Origin of the sequence: Pseudoxanthomonas sp. 3HH-4 (genome assembly GCF_006716465.1) — a bacterium.
Lineage (GTDB): Bacteria > Pseudomonadota > Gammaproteobacteria > Xanthomonadales > Xanthomonadaceae > Pseudoxanthomonas_A.
In genome coordinates, this window is sequence record NZ_VFPB01000002.1 from 199,093 (window position 1) to 216,582 (window position 17,490).

The 17,490-nt window shown below is 67.0% G+C and carries 19 protein-coding genes; 14 read left to right on the forward strand and 5 right to left on the reverse strand.

Annotation, left to right across the window (positions count from 1 at the left end):
• The first annotated feature begins 68 nt into the window (after positions 1 to 68).
• The 4 genes from FB548_RS08305 to FB548_RS08320 are packed head-to-tail and all read left to right on the forward strand — an operon-like array spanning position 69 to position 3,930.
• On the forward strand, positions 69 to 1,910 hold the full coding sequence (locus FB548_RS08305; protein WP_142124619.1) for an amidohydrolase: 1,842 nt from the start codon (positions 69 to 71) through the stop codon (positions 1,908 to 1,910).
• 3 nt (positions 1,911 to 1,913) lie between these two features.
• Complete coding sequence (locus FB548_RS08310) at positions 1,914 to 3,548, forward strand: MFS transporter (protein ID WP_142124311.1); 1,635 nt, start codon at positions 1,914 to 1,916, stop codon at positions 3,546 to 3,548.
• On the forward strand, positions 3,545 to 3,751 hold the full coding sequence (locus FB548_RS08315; RefSeq protein ID WP_142124312.1) for a DUF1427 family protein: 207 nt from the start codon (positions 3,545 to 3,547) through the stop codon (positions 3,749 to 3,751). The genes FB548_RS08310 and FB548_RS08315 overlap by 4 nt, the downstream gene beginning before the upstream one ends.
• 20 nt (positions 3,752 to 3,771) lie before the next feature.
• On the forward strand, positions 3,772 to 3,930 hold the full coding sequence (locus FB548_RS08320) for a DUF1427 family protein (RefSeq protein ID WP_142124313.1): 159 nt from the start codon (positions 3,772 to 3,774) through the stop codon (positions 3,928 to 3,930).
• 80 nt (positions 3,931 to 4,010) lie between these two features.
• On the opposite strand, the gene FB548_RS08325 is transcribed toward FB548_RS08320, so the two are convergent.
• Positions 4,011 to 4,718, reverse strand: a complete 708-nt coding sequence (locus FB548_RS08325; protein WP_142124314.1) for a pirin family protein — start codon at positions 4,716 to 4,718, stop codon at positions 4,011 to 4,013.
• Positions 4,719 to 5,020: 302 nt separating this feature from the next.
• Here FB548_RS08325 and fdxA point away from each other — a divergent pair, with 302 nt between their 5' ends.
• Positions 5,021 to 5,344: a ferredoxin FdxA gene (fdxA, locus tag FB548_RS08330; RefSeq protein ID WP_056881145.1), complete on the forward strand. Its 324-nt coding sequence runs from the start codon at positions 5,021 to 5,023 to the stop codon at positions 5,342 to 5,344.
• A 160-nt stretch (positions 5,345 to 5,504) separates the two neighbouring features.
• Here the strand turns inward: fdxA and FB548_RS08335 are convergent, their stop codons facing one another.
• Positions 5,505 to 5,999: a hypothetical protein gene (locus tag FB548_RS08335; protein ID WP_142124315.1), complete on the reverse strand. Its 495-nt coding sequence runs from the start codon at positions 5,997 to 5,999 to the stop codon at positions 5,505 to 5,507.
• A gap of 15 nt (positions 6,000 to 6,014) precedes the next feature.
• Positions 6,015 to 6,923 (reverse strand): 4-hydroxy-tetrahydrodipicolinate synthase, encoded by a 909-nt coding sequence (gene dapA, locus FB548_RS08340; protein ID WP_142124316.1) that lies wholly within the window; start codon positions 6,921 to 6,923, stop codon positions 6,015 to 6,017.
• Between the two features lie 180 nt (positions 6,924 to 7,103).
• Between dapA and FB548_RS08345 the strand changes: the two genes are divergently transcribed.
• The 7 genes from FB548_RS08345 to FB548_RS08375 all read left to right on the forward strand — a co-directional run bounded on the left by FB548_RS08345 (position 7,104) and on the right by FB548_RS08375 (position 12,727).
• Entirely contained in the window at positions 7,104 to 7,664 is a 561-nt protein-coding gene (locus FB548_RS08345; RefSeq protein WP_142124317.1) for a glycine cleavage system protein R, read from the forward strand.
• A 2-nt stretch (positions 7,665 to 7,666) separates the two neighbouring features.
• Entirely contained in the window at positions 7,667 to 8,152 is a 486-nt protein-coding gene (locus tag FB548_RS08350) for a peroxiredoxin (protein WP_142124318.1), read from the forward strand.
• Positions 8,153 to 8,267: 115 nt separating this feature from the next.
• Positions 8,268 to 9,665, forward strand: a complete 1,398-nt coding sequence (locus FB548_RS08355; protein ID WP_142124319.1) for a PhoH family protein — start codon at positions 8,268 to 8,270, stop codon at positions 9,663 to 9,665.
• Positions 9,662 to 10,297, forward strand: coding sequence for an energy transducer TonB (locus FB548_RS08360; protein ID WP_142124320.1), 636 nt, complete (start codon positions 9,662 to 9,664; stop codon positions 10,295 to 10,297). The genes FB548_RS08355 and FB548_RS08360 overlap by 4 nt, the downstream gene beginning before the upstream one ends.
• Before the next feature lie 49 nt (positions 10,298 to 10,346).
• On the forward strand, positions 10,347 to 11,024 hold the full coding sequence (locus FB548_RS08365) for a YoaK family protein (protein WP_142124321.1): 678 nt from the start codon (positions 10,347 to 10,349) through the stop codon (positions 11,022 to 11,024).
• A gap of 42 nt (positions 11,025 to 11,066) precedes the next feature.
• Entirely contained in the window at positions 11,067 to 11,873 is an 807-nt protein-coding gene (thiD, locus tag FB548_RS08370; protein WP_142124322.1) for a bifunctional hydroxymethylpyrimidine kinase/phosphomethylpyrimidine kinase, read from the forward strand.
• Between the two features lie 14 nt (positions 11,874 to 11,887).
• A complete protein-coding gene (locus FB548_RS08375; protein WP_142124323.1) occupies positions 11,888 to 12,727 on the forward strand; it encodes an alpha/beta fold hydrolase in 840 nt (279 codons plus the stop codon).
• A gap of 7 nt (positions 12,728 to 12,734) precedes the next feature.
• On the opposite strand, the gene FB548_RS08380 is transcribed toward FB548_RS08375, so the two are convergent.
• On the reverse strand, positions 12,735 to 13,790 hold the full coding sequence (locus FB548_RS08380) for a diguanylate cyclase (RefSeq protein ID WP_142124324.1): 1,056 nt from the start codon (positions 13,788 to 13,790) through the stop codon (positions 12,735 to 12,737).
• Positions 13,791 to 13,906: 116 nt separating this feature from the next.
• Positions 13,907 to 14,923, reverse strand: coding sequence for a UDP-glucose 4-epimerase GalE (galE, locus tag FB548_RS08385; protein WP_142124325.1), 1,017 nt, complete (start codon positions 14,921 to 14,923; stop codon positions 13,907 to 13,909).
• A 216-nt stretch (positions 14,924 to 15,139) separates the two neighbouring features.
• Here galE and FB548_RS08390 point away from each other — a divergent pair, with 216 nt between their 5' ends.
• Positions 15,140 to 16,429, forward strand: coding sequence for a nucleotide sugar dehydrogenase (locus FB548_RS08390; RefSeq protein ID WP_142124326.1), 1,290 nt, complete (start codon positions 15,140 to 15,142; stop codon positions 16,427 to 16,429).
• A gap of 27 nt (positions 16,430 to 16,456) precedes the next feature.
• Positions 16,457 to 17,464, forward strand: coding sequence for an NAD-dependent epimerase (locus FB548_RS08395; RefSeq protein ID WP_142124327.1), 1,008 nt, complete (start codon positions 16,457 to 16,459; stop codon positions 17,462 to 17,464).
• The last annotated feature ends 26 nt before the right edge of the window (positions 17,465 to 17,490 follow it).

A 17,490-nucleotide genomic window follows, 5' to 3' on the forward strand; every position in this document is an offset into this window, starting at 1 on the left:
TGTTGAAAGGCGTTGCCGCGGCTGCGGTCATGGCGAGTGCCGGCCGCGCCTATTCCGGAGACCGCCTGATGGCCGACCTGATCATCCGCAACGCGCGTATCACCACCCTTGATGACGCACTTCCCTCGGCGTCGGCGCTGGCGATCGCGGAGGGTCGCGTGCTGGCCGTCGGCGATGACGCCACGGTGATGGCCAGGGCAAGTGCTGCCACGCGCATCGTTGACGCCGGCGGACGCCGGCTGATCCCCGGCCTCAACGACAGCCACACGCACCTGATCCGCGGCGGGCTGAACTACACGCTGGAACTGCGCTGGGACGGCGTGCGCTCGCTGGCCGATGCCATGGCGATGCTGAAGACCCAGGTGGATCGCACGCCGGCGCCGCAATGGGTGCGGGTGGTGGGTGGTTTCAGCGAGCACCAGTTCGCAGAAAAACGGCTGCCCACGCTGGAGGAGATCAACACGCTGGCGCCGGACACGCCGGTCTTCCTGCTGCACCTGTACGACCGCGCCCTGCTCAACCGTGCCGCGCTGCGCGCGGTGGGCTACACCCGCGACACGCCCGATCCACCGGGCGGGCAGATCCAGCGCGACAAGGCAGGCAATCCCACCGGCCTGCTGCTGGCCAAGCCCAATGCATTGATCCTGTACGCGACGCTGGCCATGGGGCCGAAGCTGCCGGCCGAGTACCAGCTGAATTCCACGCGCCACTTCATGCGCGAATTGAACCGGCTGGGCATCACGTCGGTGATCGATGCGGGCGGTGGCTTCCAGAACTATCCGGAAGACTACGAGATCATCCAGAAACTTCACGCGGACGACGAACTGACCGTACGCATCGCCTACAACCTGTTCACCCAGAAGAAGGGCCAGGAACTGGCCGACTTCCAGCGCTGGTCGGGCATGCTCTCGCCGCGCCAGGGCGACGACATGCTGCGCCACAACGGCGCCGGCGAGATGCTGGTGTTCTCGGCGGCGGACTTCGAGGATTTCCGCGAATCGCGCCCCGAACTGCCGGCCGGCATGGAAGGCGAGCTGGATGACGTGGTGCGCCTGCTTGCGGAAAAGCGCTGGCCATTCCGCATCCATGCCACCTATGACGAAAGCATCACCCGCGTGCTCGACGTCTACGAGCACGTGAACCGCGAGGTGCCATTCGATGGCCTGCACTGGATCATCGACCATGCCGAGACCATCTCGCCGCGCAACATCGACCGCGTGCGCGCACTGGGCGGCGGCATCGCCATCCAGCACCGCATGGCCTTCCAGGGTGAGTTCTTCGCCGAACGCTACGGCAGCGACGCGCTGAAGCACACCCCGCCGGTACGACGCATGCTGCAGGCGGGCGTGCCGGTCGGCGCCGGCACCGACGCCACCCGCGTCGCCAGCTACAACCCTTGGGTGGCGCTGTACTGGCTGGTCAGCGGGCGCACGCTCGGCGGCCTGCGCATGTACGGCGAGGACAACCGGCTGGAACGCGAGGAAGCGCTGACGCTGTGGACCCGGGGCAGCGCGTGGTTCTCCAGCGAACAGGACCACAAGGGACGGCTGGCGCCGGGGCAGTTCGCCGACGTGTCGCTGTTGTCCGCGGATTTCTTCAGCGTGCCCGAGGCCGACATCCCCGACATCACCAGCGTGTTGACGGTGGTGGGCGGGCGCATCGTGCACGGCGACGGGCCCTACACACCGCTCGCACCCATCTTGCCGCCCCCGATGCCGGACTGGTCGCCGGTCAACCGCTTCGGCGGCTACCAGGGCGGCACCCTGGCACAGGCGACGGCGGCGGTATCGCATGCACATGGCAAGCACTGCCAGGTGCATGAGCACGGCCATGCCGCGCACCACGCCACGCCCACGCATGACCTGCGGAATTTCTGGGGCGCGATGGGCTGCTCCTGCTTCGCGTTCTGACCGATGGCGACACCCCCACCCGTCGGACCCTGGTCACCGCTGCAGCAACCGACATTCCGCGCGTTGTGGCTGGCCATCCTGGTCGGCAACATCGGCACGTGGATCCACGATGTCGCCGCCGCCTGGGTCATGGCGGAAACCACCGGTTCGCCGCTGATGGTGGCCGCGGTGCAGTCCGCCACCACCCTGCCCGTCGTGCTGCTGGCCATCGTGGCCGGCACGCTGGCCGATATCATCGACCGACGGCGCTACCTGATCATCGCGCAACTGTGGATGCTGCTGGTCGCCAGCACGCTGGCGGTGCTGGCGCACCTGGACATGCTGCGGCCGTGGACGCTGGTGGCGCTGACGTTCGCGCTGGGCATCGGCGCGGCGATGGCGATGCCCGCGCAGCAGGCGACCACGCCCGAGCTGGTACCGCGGCCGATGCTGGGGCCGGCGGTGGCGCTGGGCTCGCTGAGCATGAACATCGCGCGCTCCATCGGACCTGCGCTCGGCGGCCTGATCGTGGCGCAGGCCGGCATCGCATGGGCGTTCGCGGTGAACGCGTTGAGCTTCCTCGGCGTGGTCGTGGTGCTGTGGCGCTGGCGGCGCACGCCGGCATCCTCGGCGCTGCCGCCGGAAACCTTCGGCATGGCGCTGCGCGCGGGGCTGCGTTACGCCAGGCAGGCGTCGGTTCTGCAGTCGGTGCTGGTGAAGGCCGCCTGCTTCTTCGTTTTCGCCAGCGCGTTGACCGCGCTGCTGCCCATCGTGGTGAAGCAGGAACTGGGCGCCAGCGCGGGCACGTATGGCCTGCTGCTGGGCTGCATCGGCATCGGCGCGATCGCCGGCGCCATGCTGCTGCCGGCCCTGCGTACGCGGTTCCATCCCGACGCGATGGTGCTGGCCGCCACCGGTGTCTACGCAGGCTGCATGGTGGCGCTCGCCCTGCTGCGCAACATCCCCGCGCTGTATGTCGTGTCGCTGTTCAATGGCTTCGCGTGGATCACGGTACTGTCATCGCTGCAGATCGCCGCGCAGACCTCGGTGCCGGCGTGGGTACGGGCACGCGCGCTGTCGCTGTACATCGTGGTGTTTTCCGCCGACATGGCGGTGGGCAGCCTGGGCTGGGGCGCGATCGCACAGGCCTACGGAACGCCGATGGCGCTGATTGCGGCGGCGATCGGCACGGTGATCGCCGCACTGGCCAGTTGGCGGTTCCGACTGGGAGAGGCCGCGCGGGTCAACGTCACCCCGTCGGGTCATTGGCCGCAACCGGTGGTCGCGAGCGATGTCGGCGGTGATCGCGGCCCGGTGCTGGTGACAGTGGAGTACCGCGTGAATCCCGCGCGGCGCGAGGAATTCCTGACGCGCATGCAACCGTTGGGGCACGCACGTCGGCGCAATGGCGCCGTGCAATGGGGCGTGGCCGAAGACAGCACGCAACCCGGCACCTACCTGGAGTACTTCGTCGACTGCTCCTGGCACGAGCACCTGCGCCAGCACGAACGCGTCACCGAAGACGAGCGCGCCCTGCAGGATGCGATCAAGGCGCTGCTGGAAGACCCGACCCACGCACCCGTCGTGCGGCATTTCATCGGCGGTGCGCCAGGCAATCCCGTGCCGGTGCCATCGCAGGCGCCCGGAGGCATGGCATGAACCTGAAATTCCTCGCAGGCGTGCTGCTGGGCTTCGCCATCGGCTTCGGCTGTCGCTGGATGGGCATTCCGGTGCCGGCGCCGCCGGTGCTGGTGGGCGCGCTGCTCGTGGTGGCGATGACGCTGGGGTATGTCCTTGCCGACCGTTTCATGGCGCGCCGCGAAGCACGCCACGTCGCGCACTGCGGCGGACCGACCGGCTAGACGAGACAGGGAGGACGCCCATGATGCTGACGTTGCTCGGCCTGGTGCTGGCACTGGCCATCGGCATGGGCTGCCGCCTGCTGGACGTGCCGCTGCCCGCGCCGCCCCGGCTGCAGGGCGCGCTGCTGGTAGTCGCCATGACGGCGGGCTTCCTGGTCGCCGAGCGCATGCTCGCCTGATCGACCGCTTCCCGAGAACGGAAAAGGGTGCGCATCCGCGCACCCTTTCTGGTCGATGCAAGCGCCGGAGCGCCGCCTGCCTACTTCAACGGCGGCAGGTCGAACACCAGCACTTCCGCCCCGATGCCCTGGCCCACGCTGACCAACGGCTCGCCTTCGTAAAGCAACGCATCGCCCGCCGACAGGGTACGGCCGTTGACGGTCACTTCGCCGCGCGCCACGTGCACGTAACCCAGGCGACCTTCGGCCAGGCGCAGTTCCGCCGCCTCATCCCCGTCGAACAAGCCGGCGTACAGGCGCGCATCCTGATGGATGGAGATCGAACCATCGGCGCCGTCCGGGCTGACCACCAGCCGCAGGCGGCCCTGCTTCTCTTCGGCGGTGAAGCGCTTCTCGTCGTACGACGGCGCGACGCCCTGCTTGTCGGGGATGATCCAGATCTGCAGGAAATGCGTGGTGCCGGTTTCGCTGTAGTTGAACTCCGAATGCTGCACGCCCGTACCGGCGCTCATGCGCTGCACGTCGCCCGGCACGATGCTGGAGCTGGTACCCATGGAGTCCTTGTGGCCCAGGGCACCTTCCAGCACGTAGCTGATGATTTCCATGTCGCGGTGGCCGTGTTCGCCGAAGCCGCGGCCGGCGGCCACGCGGTCCTCGTTGATCACGCGCAGCGGACCCCAGTGGACATGCTTGTCGTCGAAGTAGCTCGCGAAGGAAAAGCTGTGCCACGAGTCCAGCCAGCCGTGGTTGGCGTGGCCGCGAGCGGTGGCGGGGCGCAAGGTGATCATGGCGGTGCTCCGGTGTGTGGTGAGGCGTGCAGCATGATCCTCGACACGGGTGGGATAAAGCCGACGAAAACCAATAGGTCGTTCCACAAATGGAAATATAGGCCAGGCGACCCGAGCTGCGCCACGCCTGCTGGAACGATCAGGCGGGAGGCGCCGCAAGCCACGCCGTCCGCGCACGCGGACATTCCATGCGCGTGCCACGCCCGGACCCGCGCACGCACGGGGCTGCCGAGAAACATTTCCATCCTGGATGACGCGGTGATTTAAACTTGCACGGTTTCCTTCGCTGCACATCCAACCTCATGCCCTTCGTCGTCACCGAAAACTGCATCAAGTGCAAGTACACCGACTGCGTGGAAGTCTGCCCCGTGGACTGCTTCCATGAAGGTCCCAACTTCCTGGTGATCGACCCGGACGAATGCATCGACTGCACGCTGTGCGAACCCGAGTGCCCGATCAATGCCATCTACCCGGAAGACGACGTGCCGGCTGGCCAGGAAGGCTACGTCGCGCTCAACGCCGAACTTTCCAGGGCATGGCCGGTGATCACCACGCGCAAGGATCCGCTGCCGGACGCGAAGGAATGGGAAGGCAAGCCGGACAAGCTGCCGCTGCTGGAGCGTTGACGGACGCGCGCTGCCGCACCACGCACACATGAAAAAGGCGCCGCGAGGCGCCTTTTTCGTCGTCACGGTGGTTATGGATAGCCGGATGGCTGGTCAAGCTGGGTCCCGGCATGCGCCGGGACGACGGCAACGCATCCCTCTCCCCGCCACGTTGGGCTGCTCACCCGCCCAGCTTGGCCTTCAGCGCCGCCAGCAGCTTGGTTGCGGCCGGCGACGTGGCCGGCAGGCCGCGTGGATCGACCGCCGTCACGTAGGCGCCGGCTTCGACGCCCGACACACGGACGAGGAAGCTGGCCCCCTCGTAGCTGACGTCGTAGGTGCCCAGCAGCTGGGCCCGGCTGGCGATGGTGACGCCATCCACGCCGGCGAGCGCTTCGCCCACGCGGGTGAACGCTTCGTCACGGGTGCCGGCGACGGTAAAGCCGCCCGCTGCCGCGGGTGCAGCGGTAGCCGTCGTGGCCGGGCTGGCCGCCGGTATCTGCATGGCGCCACTGGTGTTGGGCAGGTTGAGGTCCGGCGGCACTTCCAGCGGACGCGCTTCGGGCGCCAGCGCGTAGTCGCCCTTCGCACCCTTCTTGAACCATGAGCAGCCGGCGACGGAAACGACCAGCAGCACCAAGGCAAGCGGACGCACGAGGGTAGACGAAAGACGCATGAGGATCTCCTGGGTTCAGGCCGCGAGGATGTCGCGGTTGGATTGTGCTTCCAGCGCCTGCGCCACGGTGGCGAGACGATCGGCAGTATCGGTATGGATGGAGGACAGCGAAAGCAGCGGCAGGCGCAGGCCATGGCCGAAGCCTGCGCGCTGCAGCAGCGCTTTCACCGGGATGGGGTTGGATTCCACGCCGAGGAAGGCATAGATCTCCTGCAATTGGGCATCCAGTGCGGCGACTGCGGCCGCCTCGCCTGCGCGTGCAAGGTCGCACAGGCGGCGGAAGGTGCGCGGCAGGGCATTCGAGCCCACCGAGATGAGGCCATCGGCACCGGCCAGCATGGCGCTAGAGGCCGTCGGGTCGTCGCCGCTCAGGACCGCAAAGCCTTCCTTGCGCAGCGCCAGCAGGGCCGCCATGCGTTCGGGTTCGGCGCGCGCTTCCTTGATGCCCACGATATTCGGATGATCGACAAGCTCGGCCACCGTTTCCGGCAACAGATCGCACCCGGTTCGGCCGGGCACGTTGTAGAGCACGACGGGCAATCCACCCTGGTCGGCCACTGCGCGGTAATGCGCCACCAGCCCGGCCTGAGTGGGGCGAACGTAGGGCGGCGTGACGACCAGCGCGAGCTGCGCACCCGCTACGGCTGCCCGTCGGGTGGCGGCAATGGTCTTCGCGGTATTCATCTGGCCAGTGCCGGCCAGGACAGGGATGCGCCCGCGCACGTCCTCCACCGCGACGCGCAGCAGGGTGTCGTACTCGTCGTCGGTGAGCGCGGCCGCTTCACCGGTCGATCCCGCCACCACCACGCCCTGCGTACCGCCATCCAACTGCTGTTTGAGCAGCGAACGCCAGGCTTCCAGGTCGAGTTCGCCCGACGCCAGGAACGGCGTGGCCAGTGCGGTGATGCTGCCGGAAAGATGCAAGGGAGGGCTCTCGGTGGGGTGTCCGACGTCCGGCGGCGCCCACAAGCGCAGTTATTCCGGTTCGCCTGCAATGTCGGCCGCATGTTACTTGCGGGCTCAAAGGGCGGGCAAGTATGCTGCCTGCGTCGCCGGGACGCTGCCCGGCCGCCATTCAGCCTGACCGCAACGCCGGAAGCTCTCTTGACCGATTCCACGCCCCGGCCTTCGCCGACCGAAAACCACCTCCTGATCACCGCCTATACGACGCATCCGGAGTCGCCGCTTCTGTCGGTGACGCGCCGCATCGCCGACAGCGGCTGCAATCTTGTGGATGCCCGGCTGTCCACGGTGGGGCGCGACGTGTCCGTCACGGCACTGGCGACGGGTTCGTGGGACGCGGTCGCGAAGCTGGAAACCATGCTCACGCGGCTCGAGCGCGACGAGGGCCTGAAGCTGGTGTTCTATCGCACCGGTCCCAAGGTGGTCCAGTCCAACCTGCTGCCCTACATCGTGGAAGTGGTGGCCGCGGACAAGCCGGGCATCCTGTTCCAGCTGGCCGACTTCTTCGACCGCCAGGGCATCACCATCGAGAACCTGCAGAGCACGCGCTACCGCGCCATGCAGACCGGTGCGGAGATGTTCTCGGCGCAGGTGACCATCGGCGTGCCGGCCAACATGCACATCGCCGCGCTGCGCGACGACTTCCTTGAATTCTGCGACCATCTGAACCTGGACGCGATCATGGATCCGATGAAGTTCTGACGATGACGGCGAAAAGCACGAACGCCCTGCCCAAATCGACACTGAAACTGCCGCTGGCCTTGTCCGGTGGCGAGACCACCACCCTCGCCGACCATGCCGGCCACTGGCTCGTGCTGTACTTCTACCCGAAGGACAGCACACCCGGATGCACCACCGAAGGTCTGGACTTCAACGCGCTGCTGCCGAAGTTCAGGAAACTGGATGCCACCGTACTGGGCGTCTCGCGCGATTCGGTGAAATCGCACGACAACTTCTGCGCCAAGCAGGGGTTCAAGTTCCCGCTGGTGAGCGACGCCGACGAAGCCCTGTGCAAGGCCTTCGACGTGATCCACGAAAAGAACATGTACGGCCGCAAGGTGCTGGGCGTGGTGCGCAGCACCTTCTTGATTTCGCCCGATGGCCGCATCGTGCAGGAATGGCGCGGCGTGAAGGTTCCCGGCCATGCCGACGCCGTGCTGGACGCCCTGAAGGCCCACCAGGCCCAGTGACCGAATTCCCCTCCACCCCATCCACCATCCCGCGCCGCGGCGGGTCATGGTGGTTCGCTGCTGTCCGCGGAAAAGTCGCCCGTGTTCACACATCTTCCTCGATGAGGTTGCCCGAATGACCCGTAGCAAGCGTATCTATGTGTTGGACACCAACGTGCTGATGCACGACCCCACCGCGCTGTTCAAGTTCGAGGAACACGATGTCTACCTGCCGATGCAGGTGATCGAGGAACTGGACAACGGCAAGAAGGGCACGTCGGAAGCGAGCCGCAATGCGCGGCAGGTCAGCCGCTTCCTCAACGAACTGGTCGAAGCCTCCGGCCTGGACAACCTGGCGGCCGGCATTCCGCTGATCCAGCCCAACAGCCTGCAGCTGCGTGGCTCGCAGAGTGCGGGCCTGCTGCGCTTCCAGACCAGCCATTTCGACGCGGGCAAGAGCTTCGGCGCGGTCATCCCGGACAACGCCATCCTCGGCGCCATCCTCGCGCTGAAGGAAAGCGAGCCGGAGATCCCGGTAGTGTTCGTGTCCAAGGACATCAACCTGCGCATCAAGGCGGCGATCGCCGGGATCGTGTCGGAGGATTACGAGAACGACCGCGCGCTGGACGATTTCAGCCTGCTGTACACCGGCGCGGACCCGCTGCCGGAGGATTTCTGGCAACGCCATGGCAAGGACCTGCGGTCCTGGACCGACAAGGGCCGCACGTACTACGAAGTCACCATGACCGAGGGCGCGGGCTGGTACCCGAACCAGTACCTCTACCTGCCGGGCGATGACGAGTCGGAGTTCCGCGTCAGCCGGGTGGAAGGCGACAAGGCGACGCTGCAGATCGTCGATGACTTCCGCCACAGCCAGCACGCCGTGTGGGGCATCAATGCGCGCAACCGCGAGCAGAACTTCGCGCTCAACGCGCTGATGGATCCGGAAGTCGACTTCGTCACCCTGCTCGGCACCGCCGGCACCGGCAAGACGCTGCTCGCGCTTGCGGCCGGCCTGGCGCAGACGATGGACCAGCAGCGCTACCGCGAGATCATCATGACCCGCGCCACGGTCAGCGTAGGCGAGGACATCGGCTTCCTGCCCGGTACGGAAGAGGAAAAGATGACGCCTTGGATGGGCGCGCTGACCGACAACCTGGAGGTGCTGACGCACAACCAGGAGGGTGGCGCGTGGGGGCGGGCGGCGACGAACGACCTGCTCGCCTCGCGCATCAAGATCCGCTCGATGAACTTCATGCGCGGGCGCACGTTCCTGAGCCGCTACCTGATCCTGGACGAAGCTCAGAACCTCACGCCCAAGCAGATGAAGACGCTGATCACCCGCGCAGGCCCCGGCACCAAGATCGTCTGCCTCGGCAACGTGGAACAGATCGACACGCCCTACCTGACGGAGACGACATCCGGCCTGACCTACGCGGTGGACCGCTTCAAGAACTGGGCGCACAGCGCGCACATCACGCTGCGGCGTGGCGAGCGATCGCGCCTGGCGGATTACGCGTCGGAAGTGTTGTGAGCGCCAGCACCCGCTGGAGAGCGGCGTGCCTGCTGGTGGCGATGGCCTGTTCGGGACAGGATGTCCTGGCGCAGGCCCCGGCTGCTGCGCACCCCGGTGCGCAGCAGGTGCAGACCTTGAGGGAGATCGCGCTGTTTCCCCACAGCGACGCCTTTCCGGCGGAGGCCAAGGTGCAGCGTCTCTCCGGCGAGGTGATGATCCGGGCCGGGGTCCTGGCGAGCGGGAAGTGGGTCGACGCCCAAGTGGAAACGTCATCGGGCTCGGCCGTGCTGGATGATGCGGCACTGACCGTCGTCGCGGGACTCGCCAGCAAGCCGCGCGATGCGGATGCGCTGCCCGTACAGGTGCGCGTACCCATCGGATTCTCGCTGGACAGCATGCAGACGCTGCCGGCAAAGACATGCGAGGAGTTCAACCACGACTTCGCCCAGTACCGCACCCTGAAGCCCCATGCGACCGCCGACGACATGCGCGTGTTCGATCTGGTCTCCGGCATCTGGATGGCGACCAAGGGCACGATGGCACTCGATACCATCAAAAGCCTGCCGTCCGCGCCGGCCAAGGTGGCCAGCACCTGCGCGAAGCGCCCGCGAGCGAAGTTCATGGATACCTTCATGGAGGCGATGCGATGAACGCCTGCCGCGCCGCAACCGGCGTGCCGACCTTGCGCACACACGACTGATGGGCCTCAACCTCCCCCGCTGGGTCTGGATCGGCGCCGTGCTGCTGGCCTGCGTGGCGGGGATGGTCAACGTCATCGGCTATCTGGGCTTCGAGCACCAGGCGGTCAGCCACCTGACCGGCACCACCAGCCTGCTCGGCGCGGCGCTCGCGCAAGGGGACCTGCGCGCAGTGACGCACCTGTGGGGCATGCTGATCGCGTTCTGCCTTGGCGCGATGCTGAGCGGCCTGATCATCCAGGACCAGACGCTGAAACTCGGGCGCCGCTACGGCGTGGTGCTCACGCTGGAAGCGCTCTTGCTGGTGGTCGCGATCCCGCTGTTCAAGCAGGAACAGATCTGGGGCGCCCTGCTGGCCGCGGTGGCCTGCGGCTTGCAGAACGCGATGGTCACCACCTACAGCGGCGCCGCCGTGCGCACAACGCATCTCAGCGGCATGTTCACCGACCTCGGCATCGGGCTGGGGCACCTGCTGCGTGGCATGCCGTTGCCGGTGCGTCGGCTGACCCTCAGCGGCCTCATCATCTCCGGCTTCCTGGGCGGTGGTGTGCTGGGCGCGTGGCTGTATCGCCACCTCGGTTACGACGCCCTGCTGGCGCCTGCCCTGCTGACCGGCGGCACGGGTATGGGGTACGTACTGTATCGCCAGTGGATGCAGGCACGGCGACCGTCGGCCTGACCCGCCCCCCGCACGCTGGCGTATGGATGGCACAATCCACGCATGACCGTTCCTTCCGTGGTTTCCGCCATGACCATCGCCGGCTCCGATTCCGGTGGCGGCGCCGGCATCCAGGCCGACCTGAAAACCTTCGCCGCGCATCGTGTGCACGGCCTCTCGGCCATTGCCGCGCTGACTGCGCAGCACACGCGCGGCGTGACTGCGGTGAACGTGCCGCCGATGGATTTCCTGCGCGCGCAGCTGGATGCGTGCTTCGAGGACTTCGAAATCCGCGCGGTCAAGCTGGGCATGCTGGCCACCGCCGAGGTGATCGGCACCGTCGTCGAAGCACTCGTCCGGCATCGCCCCGACACGGTGGTCGTCGACCCGGTGATGGTCGCCACCAGTGGCGCCAGATTGCTGGAGAACAGCGCGCTGGAGGCAATGCGCCGACAGTTGCTGCCGCTGGCCGACGTGCTGACGCCCAATCTCCCCGAAGCCGAACTGCTGCTGGGACGCACGATCCCCGATGCACAGGCGATGCGCGACGCAGCGCGGGACCTGCTGGCGCTGGGCGCACATGCCGTCTTCCTCAAGGGCGGCCATCTGCCCGGCGACGGGGACGTCGTCGACCTGTTCGCGGATGCGGAAGGCGTGGCGGAAACGGCACATCCACGCCTCGCACTTGAAGCCCATGGCACCGGCTGCACGCTGGCGTCCGCCATCGCGGCCCGCCGGGCGCAGGGCATGGCGATGAAGGAGGCCTGCCTCGCCGCATCCGATTACGTGCACGCCGGGCTTCGGGGCGGCTACCGCCCGGGACGCAGTGACATCCTCGTGCTGGACCACTTCGGCGCCGCGCCCGTCTGATGGACGACATCCACATGCCCACGATTTCAGCGCAGGACATCCGGCTGACCACGCCCGACGGCCATGCGTATGCGTTGATGGCGCGCATCCCCGCGCGGGCGAACTCCGCCGTGCTGTGGGTCCCCGCCCTCGGCGTGGCGGCGCGGCATTACATGCCGTTCGCGGAGGGCTTGGCCGCACGCGGCATGGCGGTGTTCGTGCACGAATGGCGCGGCAACGGCAGCAGCTCGCTGCGCGCGGACCGCCGCCACGACTGGGGCTATCGCGAGCTGCTGGGCATGGACCTGCCATCGAGTCATGCGGAACTTCGCCGGCAAGTGCCCGAGGTGCCACACGTGATCGGCGGGCACAGCCTGGGGGGGCAACTCGCGGCCTGCCATCTCGGCCAGCATCCTGACGCGTTCGCAGGGCTGTGGCTGGTCGGCAGCGGCACGCCTTACTGGCGTGCGTTTCCCACGCCACGCGGCTACGCACTGCCGTTCTTCTACCAGTTCGCGCCTTGGCTGGCACGCGCATGCGGTGCGCTGCCCGGTCGTCGCCTGGGGTTTGGCGGCGACGAAGCACGCAGCCTGATCCGCGACTGGGCACGCGTGGGCCTGAGCGGCCGCTATCGCGCCGCCGGCTTGCCGGCGGATCTGGAAGCCGGCATGCGCCAGGTCCAGGCACCACTCCATGGCGTGCTCTTCGACGACGACTGGCTGGCGCCGGAAAGCTCGCTGCGCGCGCTGGCGGCCAAGATGCCCGCAAGCCCGACCCGCGTCACCACGCTGCACCACGCGGCGCTGGGCACGCATGCGGATCACTTCGCCTGGATGAAGCAACCTGCCGCCGTGATCGACGCCCTGCTGTCCTGATCGCGGATCAGCAGCCCACGACGATGCTGTCGCGTCCCTGCGCCTTGGCACGGTAGAGCGCGCTGTCCGCGCTGTTGATCCAGTCCGATACCGATGCGATGCCCGGATGCGCTTCGGACAGGCCGATGCTGACGGTGCAGCGCAGGCCGCGTGCGGAAAAGGCACAGGCGGCCACCTGCCGCCGCAGCCGCTCCGCCGCCACGATCGCTTCTTCCCAGCGCGTATCGGGCATGACGACGCCGAATTCATCACCGCCATACCGGCCGCCCGTGTCCACATCGCGCAGACAGGCCTTCAACAATCGCGCGAACTCTTCCACCACTTCATCCCCGACCGTGTGCCCGTAGCCGTCGTTGATGTCCTTGAAGCGGTCGATGTCGATCAGCACCAGCACCGCCGTCCGGCCCGAGCGCTGGAAGCGCTTGAGTTCGGTGGTGGCGGCATGCAGCCATTGCTGTCGGTTCATCAGCCCGGTGGCGGCATCGAAACGCGCCATCTTCTCCAGCAGGTCCTTCTGTTGCCGCGCCTTGCGCGACAGCGAGTGGGTGGCAACGCCGATCGCCATCGGATAGATGGCCAAGAACGGCAGGCAGGCCAGGACCACGGGATAGCTGGTGTAGGGATCGAAGGCGAAACCCCACGCCGCACTGGCCGCCAGGCAGGTCAGCATCATCGTGCCCAGCGTGCGGATGCCGAAGCGTCCGCCACCGATGATCACCTTGTCCATCGTCAGCATCACCGCCAGCAGCACGCTGGGCAGCGCATCGAAGTGCATGGCGGCGATCCAGAAGCCACCCATCGCCGCATCGAAGGTCAGATTCTGGAATTCGGCCTGGATGGGTTCGTCCCGGCTCAGCTTCACCCGCAGGTAGGCCAGGTGCGGCCAGAGGAAGCCATTGGCGATCAGCAGCACCCACAGGGCGGGCGACGCCGAATGTTCGTAAAGCACGGCCGCCACGCATATCGCGCCCAGCCCCAGCCCCAGCGCGCGCATCCGGTACATGCGCAGGCCATAGCGTGAGCGGTTCTGTTCCGCCATGTCGCGCGCAGCGTCAGGGGACAAGCGGGTCCAGGCGTTATGAGTTGACCCGATTCTCAGCCAATCGCGGCCCCTGTACCAGTCCGCGACAGGCCGTCGCGCCGCTGCTTATGCCAACCCGGTCACGTTCGGCGCATCAATCATGCGGCCGGATAGCCCTGCGGATTCTGCGATTGCCAGCGCCACGCATCGCGGCACATCGCCTCTACCCCGAGTTCGGCATGCCAACCGAGCGTCTGACGGGCCAGCGACGGATCCGCGTACACCTCCGCGACATCGCCCGGCCGCCTTGCGACGACTTCGTACGGAATGTCCCGTGAGGCCGCATCCGCGAATGCCTTCACCAGTTGCAGCACGCTGACCCCCTGGCCCGTGCCCAGATTGACGGTCAGGTTGCGCCGCTCGCGCACGAGGAAATCCAGCGCATCCGCGTGAGCACGGGCGAGGTCCATCACATGGATGTAGTCACGCACGCCGGTGCCGTCCAGGGTCGGCCAGTCACCGCCGAACACGCTCAGCCGGTCGCGGCGCCCCACCGCCACCTGGCAGATGTATGGCATCAGGTTGTTGGGAATGCCGGTGGGATCTTCGCCGATGAGGCCCGATTCGTGCGCGCCCACCGGGTTGAAGTAGCGCAGGTTGGCGGCATGGAATTCCGCGTCGCTGCGGCACAGGTCGCCGATGAGCTCTTCCATCACCAGCTTGGTGCGGCCATAGGGATTGGTGACCTGCAGGCGTGCGTCCTCGCGCACCGGTACGCTGGCGGGATCGCCATAGACCGTGGCGGAGGAGCTGAACACCAGCCTCCTGACGCCTGCAGCCTGCATGCCGTGCAGCAGGTTGAGCGTGCCGCCGATGTTGTTGTGGAAATAGTCCAATGGACGCTCGCAGGATTCGCCCACCGATTTCAGTGCCGCGAAATGTACGACCGCATCGAACGGCTGGCGTTCGAAGAACCGCGAGACGGCCTCGCGTTCGCGCAGGTCCAGCGGCTGGAAAGGCACCGGGTGGCCGGTGATCTGCTGCAACCGGGTCAGCACGCCCGGCGAGCTGTTGCTGAAATTGTCGGCCACCACTACATCATGGCCGCGTTCCATCAGCACCACGTAGGTGTGCGCGCCGATGTAGCCGGCGCCGCCGCACAACAGGATCCGCATCTCGACTCCCCCGGTCGCGTGCCGCCCATGTTCCGGATGGACGATCACCTCCTGATACGCAGGCAGCGCGGCATTCAGGCCAAATCTTCCGCGTGTCCTCCCGGGCGTACTTTGGACGTTGATCGACTCGACAGCAGGCCGGAAACCGGGCGAACACCCGCCGCGCCACCGTATAGACTGCGCGACACACGCGACACACAGGGGATCTCCACATCGATGAACGCACCACTGCCTACCCTGGACCAGGCCAGGATCGCCGTGATTGGACTGGGGTATGTCGGCCTGCCGCTGGCCGTCGCCTTCGGCCGCAGGTTTCCCACCCTCGGGTTCGACATCAACGGCAAGCGCGTGACCGAACTGCGCGGGCATCATGACCACACGCTGGAAGTGACCGCCGAGGAGCTGCGCGACACGCCCCAGCTGGACTTCAGCGACGATCCCGCCGCACTGGCGGGCTGCAACGTGTTCATCGTCACCGTCCCCACGCCGATCGACGACTACAAGCGCCCCGACCTGCATCCGCTGGAATCCGCCAGCCGCGCCGTCGGCCGCGCCATCGGCAAGGGCGCGGTCGCCATCTACGAATCCACCGTCTATCCCGGCGCGACCGAAGAAGTCTGTGTGCCGATCATCGAGCGCGAATCCGGCTTGGTCTTCAACCGGGATTTCTACGCGGGTTACAGCCCCGAGCGCATCAATCCCGGCGACAAGCAGCATCGGCTGGAGACGATCATGAAGGTCACCTCCGGCTCCAGCCCCGAGGTCGCCGACTTCGTGGACGCGCTGTACGGCAGCATCATCACCGCCGGCACGCACAAGGCCAGCAGCATCCGCGTGGCGGAAGCCGCCAAGGTCATCGAGAACACCCAACGCGACGTCAACATCGCGCTGATCAACGAGCTGGCGTTGATCTTCCACCGCCTCGGCATCGACACCCACGAAGTGCTGGAAGCCGCCGGCACCAAGTGGAACTTCCTGCCGTTCCGCCCCGGCCTGGTCGGTGGCCACTGCATCGGCGTGGATCCGTACTACCTGACCCACAAGGCGCAACAGATCGGTTACCACCCGGACGTGATCCTGGCCGGACGACGCATCAACGACGGCATGGGCAGCCATGTCGCCCGCCGCGTGGCCAAGCTGATGGCCACGCGGAACCTGCCCACGGCCGGCGCCAGGGTGTTGGTGCTGGGCCTGGCCTTCAAGGAAAACTGCCCCGACGTGCGCAATACGCGGGTGGTGGACATCGTGTCCGAACTGCGCAGCTACAACACCCAGGTCGACGTGCACGATCCTTGGGTCAATGCGGACGAAGCGCGGCACGAATACGGCCTGGAACTGGTGGCGGAGCCACAGGCCGGCCAGTACGATGCCATCATCCTGGCGGTCGCGCACCGGGAGTTCACCGAACGGGGCGCCGAGGGTGTCCGCGCACTCGGCAAGCCCGGCGCCGTCCTCTTCGACGTGAAGCGGGCCCTGCCCCGCCACGCCGTCGACGACTGCCTGTAAGCGACCCGACTCCACGAGACCCTGTTGATGCGCGTACTGGTCACCGGCGCTGCCGGCTTCATCGGCTCCCACCTCAGCCATCGCCTGCTCGATCGCGGCGACGAGGTGCTGGGGTATGACAACCTCAATGCCTACTACGACCCCACGTTGAAGGAGGCCCGCCTGGCCCGGCTCCTGCCGAAGGCGGGCTTCCATTTCGTGCGCGGCTCGCTGGAAGACCGCACGGCACTGGAAGCGGCTTTCGATACGTTCAAGCCGCAGCGTGTGGTCAACCTGGCCGCGCAGGCCGGCGTGCGCTATTCGCTGGAGAACCCGCACGCCTACATCGACAGCAACATCGTCGGCTTCACCAACATCCTGGAAGCCTGCCGGCACCGCGGCGTCGAACACCTCGTCTATGCGTCGTCCAGTTCGGTGTACGGCGCCAACCGGAAACTGCCGTTCGCGGTGGAGGACAGTGTCGACCATCCGGTCAGCCTGTACGCGGCCACCAAGAAGGCCAACGAGCTGATGGCGCATACCTACAGCCATCTGTTCGGCATGCCCACCACCGGACTGCGCTTCTTCACCGTGTACGGTCCGTGGGGCCGCCCGGACATGGCCTTGTTCCTGTTCACGAAGAACATCCTCGAGGGCAAGCCCATCGACGTGTTCAACCACGGCCACCACAGCCGCGACTTCACCTTCGTCGACGACATCGTGGAAGGCGTGATCCGCACGCTGGACACCGTGCCCGGCCCGGATCCGGCGTACGACCCGCTGCTGCCGAACCCGGGCTCGTCCAGCGCTCCGTACCGCGTCTACAACATCGGCAATCACCAGCCGGTGCAGTTGCTGCGCTACATCGAAGTGCTGGAGGACTGCCTGGGCCGCAAGGCGGAGAAGCGCCTGCTCCCGATGCAGCCCGGCGACGTGCCCGACACCGAAGCCGACGTGGAGGCCCTGCGCCGCGATACCGGCTATTCGCCGACGACACCCATCGAAACCGGCGTGCGCCGGTTCGTGGACTGGTACCGGACGTTCTACGCTGCGTAAATCCCGCGAGGAGCGCTTGCAAGGCG